We start from the raw sequence: 16,068 nt of genomic DNA on the forward strand, positions 1-16,068 counted from the left end.
TAGAAATTGATGCAATGCAGTATTTGAATATTGCAGACAACGACTTGTTATATGCGATGACACCGAACGAATACAATCGAAAAATAAAAGGTGTCATGCTACGAGATGTGCAGACGTATGAAAACATGACTATTCAAGCAATCTTTAATGCGCAGGCAACGAACGGAAAACGTATTACGGCCAAGAAGTTGTTTGATGCAGAAAGAGTGCGTCAAAACATCTTGCATCCGAAAGAACAAAAAGAAAAAGAGCGAGCAAGTCGTGATTACACGTATTTACAACGAGCACTTGCAGCAATGAACCAATCTAAAGAAGGGAGTGAGTAGATGGCAAACGTTGAACAATTTACTGCGATAGTTGGTGCAGAGGTCAAAGAGTTTAAGCGCAAAATGAAGGAAGTCGACAAGGCGATTCGTGATGCTGCAACTGGGGCAGATGTTGATATAACCGCAGATGTAAAAGACTTTATGCGTAACATCAAAGAAGTACGCACCGAAATGCGTAATCTTGTAAATAATGATGTAACGGTAGATGTACAAGCAAGTGTTGCGGATGTATTAGCAGAATTAAATGCTGTTGAGGACCGTTTAAAAGAATTAGAACGCGAAGATGCGACAGTTGATGTACAAGCAAATGTACGTGACTTTTTGCGTGATATGCAAACGCTTGAAGCAAGGGTGCGGGATTTAAACCGCGAACAAGCGAAAGTTAATGTTACTGCCGACGTAGACCAGGCAATCATTGAAATGGCTCGTATTGAACGTAAAGCGGACAAGTTAATCGAAAGTGATGTACACGTTGATGTTGAAGCAGATGTAGATGATGCGTTGACAGACTTTGAAACAGTACAAAATCGTATTCGTACATTATCACAGCAAGAGCCGACGATTGAAGTACAAGCAGATATTCGTGATTGCATGCGCGACTTGCAAAGAGCTGAATTGCGCTTGGATCAATTAACGGAACGAAATCGGCAAATTGATATTGACGCAGACGTTACAGAAGCGTTAGGTCAATTACGATTAGTTGAAAATGTTGCAGAGCGTTTAGAAGGTGAAGCACACGATGTTGAAATCCACGCAGATACTTCAGATGCCTTACGCCGCATGGCTGAACTTCGAGCAGAAATTATGAACATGGACCGCTCAAGACCGACAGTTGATGTACAAGCGGACATTTCACAGTTCATGATTCGCATGGCACAGCTACGAGCAACAATTGAAACATTACGTCGTACAAATGAAATTCGTATTGATGCAGAAACATCGAGTTTTAAATACAAATTAGCATTGCTACGTGCGCAAATCCAAGCGTTAACTCGTTCAGCAGTTATTAAAATTACTGCACGTATTGATGTATTTCAAGCATCAATCGCTACACTCGCAAGTAATATTCGAGCATTTGGTGAGGTAGCTGGCTATGCGTTAAGAGGAGTCTTTGTTAGCTTATTACCAATGATTGCACCAATCCTTGCAAACTTAGGTGCTTTAATCGGTAATTTAGGTGTCATGATTGGGGTTATTGCAGGGCAAACAATGGGCTTTGCATTTGCTCTAGGTACAGCCTTTGCGGGCTTCGGTGGCGTTATGGCGATGGCAGTTGGTAATGTGAAAGCATTGTATGAAAAGAATGCTAAACTGAACGCCCAGCAACAACAGACAAAGGCGGCTATTGATGGCATAAAAACCACATATGAAAGCCTTTTAAAAGCAACGCAAAAGCCGATTTTAGAAGGTGTGCAAAAGGGAGCGCAAGTCGCATCATCTCTTTTAAATCAACTTAAACCAATGTTTATAGGTGCTTCGCAGGCATTCAACGGATTAATGACATCACTAAAACAAAGTATCGGTACACCGCCAGTCCAGCAGTTTATTGAATATCTTAATAAAAACGCAGGTCCAATGCTTACGACATTTGGTAAAGCGGTAGGGAATTTATTTAAAGGATTAGGCTCAATGTTCGTGGCCTTTGCACCGCTTAGTGAAAGTGTATCAAAAGGGTTCTTAAAAATGTCGGAATCATTTGCTACATGGGCGCAAGGATTGCAAAAGAGCGAGAAGTTCAAATCTTTCATTAGCTATGTGCAAGAAAATATGCCAAAGATCAGTAGTATTTTTGGTAATGCAATTGTTGGAGTAGTAAACTTCTTTGCAGCCTTCGGTGGTTCCGCTTCTGGAATGATGACGAGCTTACAAGGGTTGATGGAAAGATGGCGCGCTTGGACTGCGGCACTCGAGGAAAATCAATCATTCCAAAAATTCCTCTCATACGTTAGCGCCACAGCACCAGGGGTAATGTCGCTAATTGGCAACTTAACAACCTTCCTAGTGAACCTAGGGATTGGTATGGCTCCGCTAGGCGCAATCCTTTTAGAAATGGTAAATAAGTTTTTAGCATGGTCTAACAGTATGATGCAAGCACATCCAGCTATCGGACAAATAATTGCGATTGTTATTTCTTTATCAGGTGCGTTTATGGCAATTATGCCGGTTATTTTAATGTTCAAGGCATTGTTTGCAGGTCTTGGTACAGCAATGATGGCTGGTATTGGTAAAGCAATTACGTTTATCACAGGATTGTTTACGAGTTTTAGCGGCACATTAACAACAGTTGGTACATGGGTAGCGAATTTGGCAACGAAGTTTCCTATGCTTGGTACAGTAATCAGTTTATTAACAGGCCCTGTTGGTCTTGTGATTGCTGCTATTGCGGCATTTGTTGCGGTGTTAATTGGTGTGTATCAAACGTCTGAAACATTCAGAAATCAAGTATCTACAGCCTTTACAGCGGTATGGAACGTTATTCAAACGGCGTTCGGTGCTGTTGCTTCTTTCCTTTCAGCTACATGGGCACAAATTATGGCCATCTGGACGACGAATAGCGCAAACATCATGACAATTGGTACAGTCGTTTGGGGTCTGATTAAAGACACGATTACAATGACAATGAGTCAAATTATGACGGTGTTCCAAACGGTATGGCCATTGATTTCAACAATTGTGCAAGTTGCTTGGGAAGTAATTAAAGCAGTCATTACAACTTCTGTAGCAATTATTTCAGGTGTTTTAACAGCATTGACAAATCTTTTAACAGGCAATTGGTCTGCAGCATGGAATGCGATTAAAACAATGCTTACAACAATTTGGAATGCAATTGTTTCAGCAGCTAAGAATATTTTTAACATTTTAAAATCATTCTTGCTTAGTATTTGGGATGCGATTAAAGGGCCTACAACAAGCGTATGGAATAGTATTAAATCAACGCTGACGAGTATTTGGAATAGCATTAAATCAACTGCTACAACCGTATTTAACGCTGTTAAAACAGCGATTACGAATGCTTGGAATACAATCAAGAGTACGACAACGAGCGTATGGAATGGTATTAAATCAGCTATCACGACAGCATGGAATGCAATAAAAAGTGCGACAACAAGTGCGATAAACGGGATTAAATCCGCGGTAACAAATGGTTTTAATGCCATAAAATCAGCAATTACGAATGCAATGAATGCGATTAAATCGGGTATTAGTTCAGCTTGGAGTGCAATTAAGAGTGTAGTTTCAAGTGCCATTAGCGCGATTAAATCAGTTGTAACGAGTGGTTTTAGTGCAGTTCGTTCGGCTGTATCAAGTGCGATGTCTGCTGTTAAATCTGTTATTACAAGTGCTTGGAGTGCGATTACATCTGCCGTATCAAGTGCTGTTAGTACAATTAAAAACACAGTCGTAACAATGTTCAATTCATTAAAAAGTGCTGTATCAAGTGCAATGAATGGTGTTGTAAGTGCGATAAAAAGTGGTTGGCAGTCAGCACAGTCCTTTTTATCAAGTATTGATTTAACAGCGATTGGGCGACACATCATTCAAGGGCTTGTGAATGGTATTAAATCAATGGCCGGCGCAGTAATCGGCGCAGCTAAATCTATTGCGGATAAAGTGAAATCAACAATCAAATCAGCAATGGACATTCACTCGCCATCGCGCGTTACTTATGCACTTGGTGAACATACTGGGCAGGGTTTTGCGAATGGTATTACATCGAAAACGAAAGTTGTGACAGCAAGTGCTAAAAAGACAGCAAATGCGGCTAAAAAGGCGTTCAACGATTCACTTAAAAACTTAGATTTACGTTTATCTGCTGGATCTATCAGCACGAAAACTTATGTAAAAGAAGCTAAAGCGCTTGGTCAAAAATATAAAAGTGTAACGAATGCGATTGCAACGGTCAATGCAAAGATTGCGAAAACAACAACTGCAGTCGCTAAAAAAGCGCAACAAGAGGCGCACAATGCGTACTTAAAACAACAAAAAGCATTCAACAGCAAGATGACGAATTTGTCGAATAAGTATTCTGCAAATAAAATCACTGGCACTAAATATATTGATGAAATGAATAAGCTTGCTAAAACGTACAGTAATGTTGAAAATGCCGCTTCTAAAGTAGCCGCCAAAACTGCATCAATCAATAAAGAACTATTCAACAGCAAGATGACGCAAATCGGCAACAATTATCAAAATGGCGACTACACCATTGAGAAGTATTTGAAAAAGCTAGAACAGACGAAAGAGAAGTATAAGGATGTTAAAGGTGCCGAGACGAAAGTCGACAAAGAAATCGCAACAGTGCGCTATGAGTTAAATAAGCAAACAGTTGATTCTATTTTAGCTGACGAAACAATCGGAGCGAATAAACAAATCGCATTGATTAAAGAAATCGGCAAAGAGTATGCAAAAGGCTCTCAAAAGCGCAAATACTTTGATGAACAACTACAGAAGTCGAAACAAGAGTTATACAACAACTTAACTACTTTATCTGATACCTATACAACGAAAATCCAAGATGCCAACAACGCATTGATTGAATCTGAAAAGAAACTCAATGAAGAATATGAAAAAGCTGTATCAGATCGCGCGAATACTATCTACAAATCAATGGGCTTGTTTGATGAAATGGCTGAAAAATCAGCAACAACCGGTGCTGAATTAATTAGCAATTTAAAATCACAGGTTGCAGGTATGTCGGAATGGGCGACCAATATGGAAACACTTGCTGGTCGTGGTGTAGATACAGCGCTAATTGATGAATTGCGTGAGCTTGGTATTAAGTCAGCAGGAGAAATTGAAGCGCTAACAAAGATGTCTGATACGGAGTTAGCAGAATTTGTAGGTGCATGGAAAGAAAAATCTGAATTTGCAAATAAAATTGCTGTCAGTGAAATGAAAGACTTACGTGTATCAACAGATGCAGAAATTACGAAGATGCGTGAAGAAACAGCACTTCAACTTGATACGTACAATAAAGAATGGCAACAGTCGATTAAAGATTTAACTGGCGGTACGAAGAAAACATTCAATGCGATGACAGCGAGTATGCCTGCGATTGGTAAGAATGTCATTAAAGGCATGCGAAGTGGGTTAACAGATATGACGCCTAGTTTATTAGCGCAAGCAAAAAGCATTGCTGATGAAGTGAAATCTACAATTCAACAGGCTTTTGACATTCATTCTCCGTCAAAATGGGCGAATAAATTCATTGGCGTCAATATCGTCAAAGGGTTAATCAATGGTATGGCGAACATGCAAGCGCAAGCTGTTAAAACTGCGCATAAACTCGCTGAAAGCGTAAAAGATGAAGTGACGAGCAATTTAGTAAGTGCGGATGTATTAGGCTATACAGCATCATCTACAAGCGCTATCAGCAAAGAATTATCTGTTTCAGTGAAAGTTGAAGTTGAGGGTGGCGGAAATGGTACAGGTGGAAACGTTACAATCAATAATCAATACGACAATGCACCGTCAAGCCCTGCAGAACTCGCACGACAACAGAAAAAACAAATGCAAAATTTAGGATTTGGTATGTAGGAGGTCACGATGGAGAAACTAATTTATACAAACGCTTTAGGAGTGTCTATCGAAATCGGTGGGCCTCCTTTTTATTTGCAAAACGTGGAGGGATTAGGAGATGTCACAGCTGACATACAAACACAAAAGAGCGCCTACGAGGACGGCTCTACTTTACTGGATGTTATTTTAAATAATCGAGAAATACCAGTTGATTTCGTAATTGCTGCTAATTATGACGAAACATATGGCGATGTATCAGAACGGCGTGCGTTAATGGCGAAAGTGCTTAATCCAAAATTAGGAGTGGGCACGTTGCGCTATGAGAATGAACGTATTGTGCGCATCATCAAATGCATTGCCGATGGCGTACCGTCTTTCCCGGATAACGGAGGACGGGTGCAACGCATACAAAAAGGCTCGATTACATTTATTGCGCCATCGGTTTATTGGGAATCATTAAACATTATCGAGGAACCGCCGTATATCCCGTTGTTTAAATTTCCTTTTAGTGGAACACGCCCATTCAAAACAGGGCTACAACAAGATGAACGTATCATTACGAATGACGGTGATGCTGAAACGCCGCTCTACGTTGAATTACAAGGGCCAGCAACAAATCCACGTATCATCAATAAGACGACAGGCAAATATATTAAGGTGGACCAAGATTTACTGATTGGTGAAACGATGATTATCGATACGAATCCTGATACAGCAAAAGTTATTTTTATTGATGTAGAAGGGAATGCACGAAATGTTGTGCATTGGCTCGATCTAGGTTCATCACTCGCATCATTTAAATTACAAATTGGTGAGAATCGTATCGCATATGTCGCGGATAGCGACATTAGAAACAACACATTCAACTTAACATGGCGTAAGCAATATAACGCCGTATAGAAAGGGGAGAGAAGATGGCAGAACTATATAAAATGTTCGACTCAACAGAAGAAGATGAAAGATGGTATATGGCGAGTGATTTCGCCGAATACTTTGGTAACGTCTTATCGAGTGGGCTATTGCACACAAATAATGTGCCAGCGCTTCGGGTTTCAGTTGGTGATGGGTTAACAACACGCTTGAGTACAGGTAAAGCGTTGATCAAAGGGTTTAGCTACCAAAACACCACAGTTTTAACATTTGAACATGCTATCCCAAATGTAAGTAAATCGCGTATTGACCGTATTGTCCTTCGATTAGATTTACGTAGTGAAAATCGTTATATTAAAGCGTTTGTGAAACAAGGGGAGGAAGCGACTAATCCAGTAGCACCAACATTACAACGTGACAACTACATTTACGAAATCTCGCTTGCGCAAGTCAGAGTAACATCTGGCGATAAAGCAATCAATCCACTTTATTTCGTTGATGAGCGCTTTAACGAGGATTTATGTGGGCTTGTAAGTTCATTAATCAGCGTACCAACAAGTGAATTTCAATCACAATGGGATTACTGGTTTAGTGCTCAAAAAGGTGTATATGTCACTCAAATGTTAAATTGGTTAGCCCAACAACAACAAGTATTTACTGATTGGCGAAATAATGAGGTGCAATTATTTACCGATTGGCGTTCAGTGCAACAATCAGAATTTGAGGCATGGCGTAATGGTAAACAAACAGCATTTACAACATGGTTCAACGAAGTTAAGGACACTTTATCTGAAGATGCAGCAGGTAATTTATTTTTACGTATCACAAGTGAATTGCCCTTACGATTTACCAAAAACGGTGTAAATTATCGTTATGGTTTCACAGTTACCGATGATTTTAACGGCTTAATTTTTAAATACGAACAGGAGGTTTAATATATGCCAGAAATCCAATTACCAACAGCAACAAAACAAGAAACTATATTAACCAATGTAAACTCTAACAAAGCAACACTAAGTACAATTAATACAAATTTGGGCACACCAACAAGTACAGCAAGTAGTGCTATAAGCGCTAATGCACATGCAAAACTAAATGCACTTTTAGTGAGTACTTCTACTATTGCTGACGATGCTTTTGGAAGTAATATGTTTAATAGTGTGGTGAGTCTTAGTGACTTAACGCAAATAACATCAGAAGCAAACGGTACAGCAACTACCATCCTTACAGGTAAAATGTTATTAAAGAATGTAGTATTAAAATTATATGGCAACTCCACTAGTGCAACTTCTTACTCAACTGTTAATATTGACGGTAAAATATATAAACCAACAAAAAACGGATCACTATTAACATTTAATTTTAGCGAACTATATATCAATTCACTTTTAAGAGTAAAACCTACATCAAATTACAATTTTGACGGCATCGGTCTAACATACGGAGAAATGCACTTATTCCCATAACAAAGGAGGTATTAGGATGATTGATTTTTTAGAAGAAATTATTGAAGATGGTTATCGTATCACACGATATACTACTGATGGCAAAACAGTCTCACATGAAATCAAAACATTAATTGTCGAAGAAATTGAAGAAGACACAACACAACCCACAGTAGAAAATCGTTTAGAAGCTATCGAACAAACATCTGCATACACACAGATTCAAGTCGAATATTTAGCAACATTAGCTGAAATTAATAACGGCCTTTAATTTAATATCACTTGAAAGGAGATGATTTCATGATTACTTACAACAACGCCAAATTAGTTATTGGATCTGGTAACTACGATTACGAAACAATGGCAACAATGCTAGATATGTTCGTAATGCGTAACCGTATTACAGCAACACAATACAACGAATTAATGAACATGATGGATACTCAAAAAGAAGCACAAGCGTAATGTTTGGGCTTTTTATTATACAAAAAATTAACCTTCTACAGTGATTTCATTGTGGAAGGCTTTTTATTAAGGTTAAGGAGGAATTAAAATGATACCTCTACGCGTTATTGACACAGACTTCAAGTTTTACGGTGAAGTAGCAAAATACGAATCCCTACAAATCACAAATAAATTATATGGCATTGGTGAAATCGAATTACACATTAATCGACATATGCACAACGCAGATTTACTACAACAAGACCGCATCGTTTTTATCGAAAACGATTACGATACACCATTCCAAATTCTACACCGCGAAATCGCGCTTGATGAAAATGGCAAAGCAACGGAGAATTGGCTGATTAAAGCTGTACCATTAAAAAGTTGGTTATCCGATCGGATTGTGTTACCTGCTAATAATGCTATTTCAACATATTTCGACACAAATGTTGAAAGTATTTTCAAAGGGTTAATTACTGCAAATATTACCGATTCTAATAACATTAATCGTCACATCCCAAATTTAATTGTTGCCCCAAATCTAAATCGTGGACAAACACTAAAACGCATCGTGAAACGAGGAACGACAATTAGTGAAGAATTAAAAGATATTGGCGAATTTACTGGAATCGGATGGAATATTTGTATTGATATTTCAAACAAAAAATTTGTATTTGATATTGTTGATGGTGTAGACCGTTCAACCAATCAAATAGATAGACCACCAGTAGTTTTTAGTACAGAATTTGGTACGGTTAAAAGCCTAGAATATACAGAAAGCAAACTAAATTATAAAAATACTGCTTATGTAGCTGGCAAAAGTGAAAAAATCCAACGAAAAATTGCCGCAGTTAATGATGAAGTGTCTGGATTAGAAAGAAAAGAAATATACATTGATGCAGCCGTAACTGAAACAGAAGAAAAAGAAGTCACATTGATAGGCGTAGGAGAGCATGAAGATGGTCGTTCTTACGAATATGAATATAAAGTTAAAGTTGAAGTTGATCGTTCAGAAGAAGATATTATAACTGACCTTGCTGACAAAGGTAGGGAAAAACTTTCTGAATACGAGCAGACGCTATTCTTCAGTGGACAAATCAATACAGGACGCTTCAAATATGGTGAAGATTGGTTTTTAGGTGATATAACGACATTGCAGCATAAAGACTGGGGCGTGACGTTAGATGCACGAATTACCGAAGCGAAAGAGATACATGAGGTTGGCCATTCGAAACAAATTGAGGTTGTATTCGATAAAGCCATCCCAACGTTTATCGATAAGTTAAAACGCACAATCAAAGATGCAACAGGCACAGGTGGCGTAACGAGTGGTGTATCAAGAGCATATGTAGATGAAAAAGTAAGTTCGATTACATCAGTCGATTACAACTGGAATGGTACGCAATTAGGGGTTAAAGCGAATAATGAAACGCAATATAGATATGTGAATCTACAAGGCCCTCAAGGGTTAAAAGGTGAGCGCGGTGAAAGTGGCCCAATTGGTCCACAAGGAATACAAGGCCCACAAGGATTAAAGGGTGATATTGGACCACAAGGTATACAAGGAATACGCGGAGAAAAAGGTGATAAAGGAGATATTGGCTTAACTGGTCCTACAGGTGCAAAGGGTGATAAAGGTGATCCATTTGTTTATTCAGATTTTACCGTGGAACAGTTAGCTTCGTTAAAAGGCCCAAAAGGCGATGCTGGTGAACAGGGTCCGTCTGGTTCAAAGGGTGACAAAGGAGATGTGGGTCCAGCAGGTACTACAAGTTGGACTGGTATCACAGATAAACCAAATATCGTTACCAGCGTGACAAGCGAATCTACTACAGACATTGCAAGTGCTGCGTCTGTTAAAAGTGCATATGATTTAGCGAAACAGGCCAAGGAAGCTGCTGAAAACAGTAGTGGGGGAGATAACATAATGGTTGTCGATGGCGCAATAGTAGCGTGGTCCTTAAAATTAAATGCCAATAAAGATGGTTTGGTATTTGTATACTAAAAAGAATAAGAAAGTAGGTGTTTCATGGATTTAACAGCAGCGGAAACAATTGCACAAAGCCAATTTGTTTGGGCCATCTTGTGTATTCTTATGACAGGTGGAGCTATTGTTTACTTAGTCAAGAAGCAGAGTTTATCAGACGAAAAAAATCAATCTCTTACAAATAAACTTATGAGAGAGTCAAAAACGCGTGAGGATAAACTATTTAATAACTTATCTAGCTTAACTAAATCGCAAGAACGTACAGCTTCGTCAATTGAAGGGTTAAATCAATCGTTCAACCGGTTACAACAGGATCATAGTAATTTGGCAAAGGAAGTTGTAGACATTAAAGTCAAATTGGAAAAAGAGGAGGGGAACGAATGATTACATTAATCTCGTTTGTTTTGATATTGTTGGTAATTACTGCAGCATTTACGAAATTTGTGATGCATACATTTGAAATAAAAAAACGTTATGTACCGGCTACACATTTAGTAGTCGGTATTATTTTGGGGATTTTAGCGAGACCCTTCACTGATTTAGGCGTGGAACTACGTTTTTGGGCAGGGGCTTTTACAGGGTTAATTAGCGCAGGATTACTTGATTTTGAAACGTTTAAAATGATTTTTTTGAAAAAGAAAGGAGGAAAATAGCATGGTTAAAAAATATGTTATTTCGCGTGGACACGGAAAGTATATTCGCGGTGCAGCGGATATTTTAGATGAAGTGAATGAAGCGGGGCGGGTTGTCGAGCGCGTCGATGTCATTTTAAAAGAAGCATATGACGGTGATGGTTATACGTATTACGATAATACATCACGCGACCAAACAACAAATCTACGTGCAATTACCAACTTCCATAATAGTAAGGTACGCGATTTAGATATTTCAGTGCATTTCAATGCTGGTCAACGCAATATCGGAACAGGTGTTGAGGTACTGCATTACGGTGGTCATACCGCACTTGCCGCTAAATTATCGAAATCGATGGCCATTGCACTTGGACTACGAGATCGTGGCCCAAAAGTACGAAAAGATTTATACATTTTAAAAAATATGGAGAAGCCAACTTTATTGTTAGAAGTTTGTTTTGTGTCACATATGGAGGATGCAAAGGCCTATCATAAAAATTTTGAAGCTTTATGCCAAGCAATCGCTAAATTTATCGCGAATTATTTAGGCTATACAAAACAAAAGGGTACTCAATCTGAATCCACAACAAAAAAAGTGCAAGGCGCTATCAAAACCTTAGTGGACAATTTAAATTACTATGATGCTCCAAGATGGGATAAACCTAGTGGTACTGTAAAAAAAGGTACAGTACTTACTGTAGTAGGACGTAAGAAAGTAGATGGAGCCTATCAATATAAAACGGTAAGTGGTACGTATGTTACCGCAGCAGATAAATATGTGGCATTTACGAAGAAATAAAAGAAAAAGCCCGCTTCTAGAAATATATCTGGAAGCGGGCTTTTTTTTATTTCAATTTAATTACTTCTGTTTCTGTTCCCCAGAAACCAGTTTGAACTTGTAGTTTTAATGCATTTGATGAAGCGATTGACGATGATACATCGAATACGACTTTACCTTCTAGTTTTGAGTCTGGATTAATTGATTCTAAGAAGAAACTATTATCGATGTTGCCATCTTCTGATTGATTGGCACTCATACTCGCAGCAGAATCAGCCTCAAATTTCTTATCACCTTTAAGTAACGTGAATAAAGCTGTGTCCACTGTAACTGCTTCATTACCATTGTTTTTAACGACTATGTCGATCACAACATACGTATCTTTTGCGTTTTCTTTACCATAAGTAGGGCCAACTTCTTTAGCTGTAGCAACTGACTTCACTTTATACTGCATGTCACCAACCTTTACAGTATCACCAACTTTAAATGTTTTCCCTGTAGATGATGCTGCGGAATCTTTAGAAGATTTTTCTTCCGTTTTTGGAGTGGATTCTTCATCACTCCCTAATACTGCTGTACATGCGCCGATTAAAATAATAACGATAAATAAAATTCCAAACCACTTTAAACAACCTGACATTTCTCTACCTCCATTTTCTTTATAAATTAATACTAGCAATTATGTTAAATTTTGTATGTAATAAAATTATGTGTTTTATATATACAAAATTGATATCCATACATTTTTATAAGGACTTTTTAGAAAAAACCTTGCAAATAGCAAGAAAAAACACAGTGACCAAATAGTGACCGCCATGTCTTTTAAATGTTGATATGAGAACGTTTTATACAAAAAAGAATTCTCCCAGAAGGCATATCTTTGTTCAATTACAAAGCATCATAAAATTTAGAAAAAACCAGCCAACACAAGCTTGTGTTGGCTGGTTTTTTTAGTATGTAGCTTATTTTTCGCAAGCGATCCTGTCTTTACGAACGTCATGTGCATATGTTTTATTAAATGTTTGAGAATATAAAAAGGGGCTGGGACAAAAGAAAAAATGTGAGGCGATTTTCAAAATCGCCTCACATTTTTTTGCTTTCAAGGGTATTACATGCTTCATTTAGCTAAGAAAATTACTACTCAATTTTGATGGTTCTCCCGAAAATCGAGTTATGCCCCAGTTTCTTTTTGAAGTAAGTTAAGATTCTTTTGTTAAAATGCCATCTTCCATGCGATAAACATGGTCGCAAAGCGGTAGCATACGTTCATCATGGGTGACCATAATAGCAGCTTTTTGGCGTTCTTTTGCTTCTTTTGCGAGTAGTTGTACGACTTCAAATGCACGTTTTGAATCAAGGCTTGCTGTTGGTTCATCTGCAAGAATGACAGTTGAATTATTCATAAATGCACGAGCAATCGCAACACGTTGGCGTTCGCCACCAGATAATTCATTCGGCATTTTTTTTAGTTTGTCACCAAGACCTAATTCTATTAATAATTGTTTCGCAGTTTCTTTATCTGTTTTTGTCACACGGCTATCCATTTTTTTGACAAGTAATAGCTGGTCAAGGACATTCAAATACGGAATTAAATTAGACGTTTGTAAAATAAATCCCAGCTCATGTAAGCGGAAGCTAGCTAATTTTTTTGGTGATAAATTGGCTAGGTCTTGACCGTTAATTGTGACAGAGCCTTCTGTTGGCTGCAATAGAGCACCTGCAATGGAAAGCAATGTACTTTTACCAGAACCAGATGGACCGATAATGGCTACTAATTCACCAGCAGCTACTTCAAGTGAAGCATGTTTTAATGCTTGAACGGTAGTAGAACCTTCTGTATAACTTTTTGAAATATTTTGTAGTGATAATAGGGTCATTTATTCCACTCTCCCTAACGCTGTTAATGGATCAATTTTAACAATTTGACGAACTGAAATAATCGAGCTAAGTAATGCAATAATTAATAAGACAATCGCATATGTAGTGACTAATACAGGGTCTAAATTAAATGGCATACCTTCTGGGAAGATTAGTGCAGTAGCGTATGTTAATAAAATACCAATTAAAATACCGACAACTGAAAGAATGGCTACTTGAGCAACGATAGCGCGTGCAATAAAGCCATTGCTTGCGCCAATTGCCTTCATGACACCAAATTGTTGTGTTTTTTGCATCGTAATAACATAGAAGAATACGGCAATAATAAAGGCTGAAATGACAATACAAAACGCTAACATCATCATAATGGTACCGTTTTCTGCTGTATAACCAGGCATGCCGTTAACAGCTTTACTTTTCGTCACCGTTTCGATATCATCAATTGCTTTATCAAGTTTTTCTGGATCTAAATTAGGTGCTTTTAAGAAAAAGGCTTGTACTGGTTTGTTTAGGTCATTGTCAGAGCCAGGAGCAGCATATTGATAGCTACGCCATGTTTCGGGCACTGCAAACATCGCTGGTAAATGGTTAAATGTTTCGCCTTCAACAAAACCGACAACTTCCACTTTTAAATTTGAATTGGATACATGTAGCTTGTCACCAATTTTATAGCCAGCTTTTTTCAGTGTATCGTTAATAACAACACCTTTTTTATTTGAAAGTGATAATTTTTCTCCTTCAATAACAGTAGGCATGACAAAGGCATCAGGTTCTAAGCCAATTAATGCCACATCTTCCTTATCATCGGCATCCTTAGATGTTGTTTTGCCGACAGAAATTGTAGAAGCACCAAATGCTGCTACATCCTCAATATCTTTTTGATTCTTTAAATCATCGATTATATCTTCTGATAATATCGATTTTGTAAATGTCGCGCCCGCTGTTTCTTCATATACAACATATTCAGCGTTAATGTTTTTTAATGTTGCGGCACTTAGTGTTGATAGACCATTTCCAAGTCCGGATAAAATGAAGACGAGCCAGGCAATTAAAACAATAATTGCTGTCATCATTGCGTAACGGAACTTGGCATGTGTAAGTTCTTTAAATGCTAAAAACAAAATTTTTCCCTCCATAAAAAAAGTTGACCTCTTAAAAGGCCAACTAAAGTATACGCCAAAGTAACACATGTGTAAATAATAAAAGTGACAAATGTGTTACTTATTTGATATGCCATGTAAAATGAGGTCCTGGATTTCTGCGATAAATGTATCTAACGGTAGTCCAGCATGGTTTGGTATATCGATTGTTTGAAAGATAAAGCCAAGTAATAAAAAGTTATTACGTGAAGGGGCGATAAACCCTTGTTTTTTTCCTTCATCGATTAGTTGATTTAGTGGTGCATAAAGTTTATGATGCATCGTTGATAAAATCTGCTTTTTTTCTGTAATAATTGGTGAAACGTCTTCAATAGTTGAAGCCATTCCTAAAATTTGATGTAAATCTTTTAATTGAAACATTCTTTCTAATAAATCACGTAATTGCTCCTCAAAACGCTGCGTAAAGTCTATTTCACTTAATAGCGTGACACTATAACGTATTTTTTCCACCATGAATTCAATGAGTAGTTCTTCTTTATTTGGATAATGTTTGTAAATGGCCGCGCGTGAAACATGAAGCTTTGTTGCAAGAAGGCTCATTGAAAATCCTTGGTAGCCTGTTTCAACAATCAACTCATGTGTAGCTTGCCATAAATCTTGTGTCGAAAATTTTTTATCTCGTCCCATCATGAAACCTCCAATTATGTTTCATGCTATCATTGTCAGTTAAAAAAAGCGAGTGACGTTACGCTGTTTTAAACGAAAAAAAGAGAATTTGCAACGTATCGCAAATTCTTTATGTTTATAGCTATTGAAATGATTATTCGTGTGCACGTAAAAATTTCTCACCTAATGCGGTTATTTGCGGATTGTTAAAATGAATTGCTACATTTCCTTGTTCAAGAATGCTCGTAATACCACTGGCTAAACCATGTTCTTCTGCATTATAAATGGCCGTATGTAGGGCTTGCGGATCAGCTACTCTTGACCAGCTTGTCGTATTTTCACCAGCTGTTTCAAAATCTTTTAAAAATAAATAAACATTGTACTCTTGTTGTTTTTGCATAATTTCTCCACCTCCTGCT

The 16,068-nt window shown here is 37.8% G+C and carries 16 protein-coding genes; 11 read left to right on the forward strand and 5 right to left on the reverse strand.

The window, feature by feature from the left end; all coding sequences use genetic code 11:
* Positions 1–14: 14 nt before the first annotated feature.
* The 11 genes from V514_RS0105275 (at position 15) to V514_RS18810 (ending at position 12,026) form a co-directional block, all read left to right on the forward strand.
* On the forward strand, positions 15–326 hold the full coding sequence (locus V514_RS0105275; protein WP_029498771.1) for a hypothetical protein: 312 nt from the start codon (positions 15–17) through the stop codon (positions 324–326).
* Positions 327–5,864: a hypothetical protein gene (locus tag V514_RS19640; protein ID WP_029498773.1), complete on the forward strand. Its 5,538-nt coding sequence runs from the start codon at positions 327–329 to the stop codon at positions 5,862–5,864.
* 9 nt (positions 5,865–5,873) lie between these two features.
* A complete protein-coding gene (locus V514_RS0105285; protein ID WP_029498774.1) occupies positions 5,874–6,746 on the forward strand; it encodes a phage tail domain-containing protein in 873 nt (290 codons plus the stop codon).
* 14 nt (positions 6,747–6,760) lie between these two features.
* Entirely contained in the window at positions 6,761–7,651 is an 891-nt protein-coding gene (locus V514_RS19645; protein ID WP_029498775.1) for a hypothetical protein, read from the forward strand.
* A gap of 3 nt (positions 7,652–7,654) precedes the next feature.
* Positions 7,655–8,182, forward strand: coding sequence for a hypothetical protein (locus tag V514_RS0105295; RefSeq protein WP_029498776.1), 528 nt, complete (start codon positions 7,655–7,657; stop codon positions 8,180–8,182).
* Between the two features lie 16 nt (positions 8,183–8,198).
* Positions 8,199–8,432, forward strand: a complete 234-nt coding sequence (locus tag V514_RS0105300; RefSeq protein WP_029498777.1) for a hypothetical protein — start codon at positions 8,199–8,201, stop codon at positions 8,430–8,432.
* A gap of 29 nt (positions 8,433–8,461) precedes the next feature.
* Entirely contained in the window at positions 8,462–8,626 is a 165-nt protein-coding gene (locus tag V514_RS20340; protein WP_161630171.1) for a hypothetical protein, read from the forward strand.
* A gap of 88 nt (positions 8,627–8,714) precedes the next feature.
* On the forward strand, positions 8,715–10,613 hold the full coding sequence (locus V514_RS20525; protein ID WP_029498779.1) for a siphovirus ReqiPepy6 Gp37-like family protein: 1,899 nt from the start codon (positions 8,715–8,717) through the stop codon (positions 10,611–10,613).
* Positions 10,614–10,637: 24 nt separating this feature from the next.
* Positions 10,638–10,979: a hypothetical protein gene (locus tag V514_RS0105315; RefSeq protein ID WP_029498780.1), complete on the forward strand. Its 342-nt coding sequence runs from the start codon at positions 10,638–10,640 to the stop codon at positions 10,977–10,979.
* A complete protein-coding gene (locus V514_RS0105320; RefSeq protein ID WP_029498781.1) occupies positions 10,976–11,248 on the forward strand; it encodes a holin in 273 nt (90 codons plus the stop codon). Before V514_RS0105315 ends, V514_RS0105320 begins: the two co-directional genes overlap by 4 nt.
* A gap of 1 nt (position 11,249) precedes the next feature.
* Positions 11,250–12,026 carry an N-acetylmuramoyl-L-alanine amidase gene (locus V514_RS18810; RefSeq protein WP_029498782.1) on the forward strand — a complete coding sequence of 259 codons (777 nt, stop codon included), beginning with the start codon at positions 11,250–11,252 and terminating at the stop codon, positions 12,024–12,026.
* A 46-nt stretch (positions 12,027–12,072) separates the two neighbouring features.
* Here V514_RS18810 and V514_RS0105330 read toward each other — a convergent pair whose 3' ends face one another.
* From V514_RS0105330 to V514_RS0105350, 5 genes are all read right to left on the reverse strand, one after another.
* Complete coding sequence (locus tag V514_RS0105330; protein WP_029498784.1) at positions 12,073–12,645, reverse strand: DUF4352 domain-containing protein; 573 nt, start codon at positions 12,643–12,645, stop codon at positions 12,073–12,075.
* Between the two features lie 559 nt (positions 12,646–13,204).
* Entirely contained in the window at positions 13,205–13,882 is a 678-nt protein-coding gene (locus tag V514_RS0105335) for an ABC transporter ATP-binding protein (RefSeq protein ID WP_029498786.1), read from the reverse strand.
* The gene (locus V514_RS0105340; RefSeq protein WP_029498788.1) at positions 13,883–15,004 is read right to left on the reverse strand and encodes an ABC transporter permease; all 1,122 of its coding nucleotides are present in this window, start codon (positions 15,002–15,004) and stop codon (positions 13,883–13,885) included.
* Positions 15,005–15,100: 96 nt separating this feature from the next.
* Positions 15,101–15,673 carry a TetR/AcrR family transcriptional regulator gene (locus V514_RS0105345; RefSeq protein ID WP_235073110.1) on the reverse strand — a complete coding sequence of 191 codons (573 nt, stop codon included), beginning with the start codon at positions 15,671–15,673 and terminating at the stop codon, positions 15,101–15,103.
* A 130-nt stretch (positions 15,674–15,803) separates the two neighbouring features.
* Positions 15,804–16,049: a hypothetical protein gene (locus V514_RS0105350; protein WP_029498792.1), complete on the reverse strand. Its 246-nt coding sequence runs from the start codon at positions 16,047–16,049 to the stop codon at positions 15,804–15,806.
* Positions 16,050–16,068 lie beyond the last annotated feature (19 nt).

This window comes from Kurthia huakuii LAM0618 (assembly GCF_000505545.1).
Taxonomy (GTDB): Bacteria; Bacillota; Bacilli; order Bacillales_A; family Planococcaceae; genus Kurthia; species Kurthia huakuii.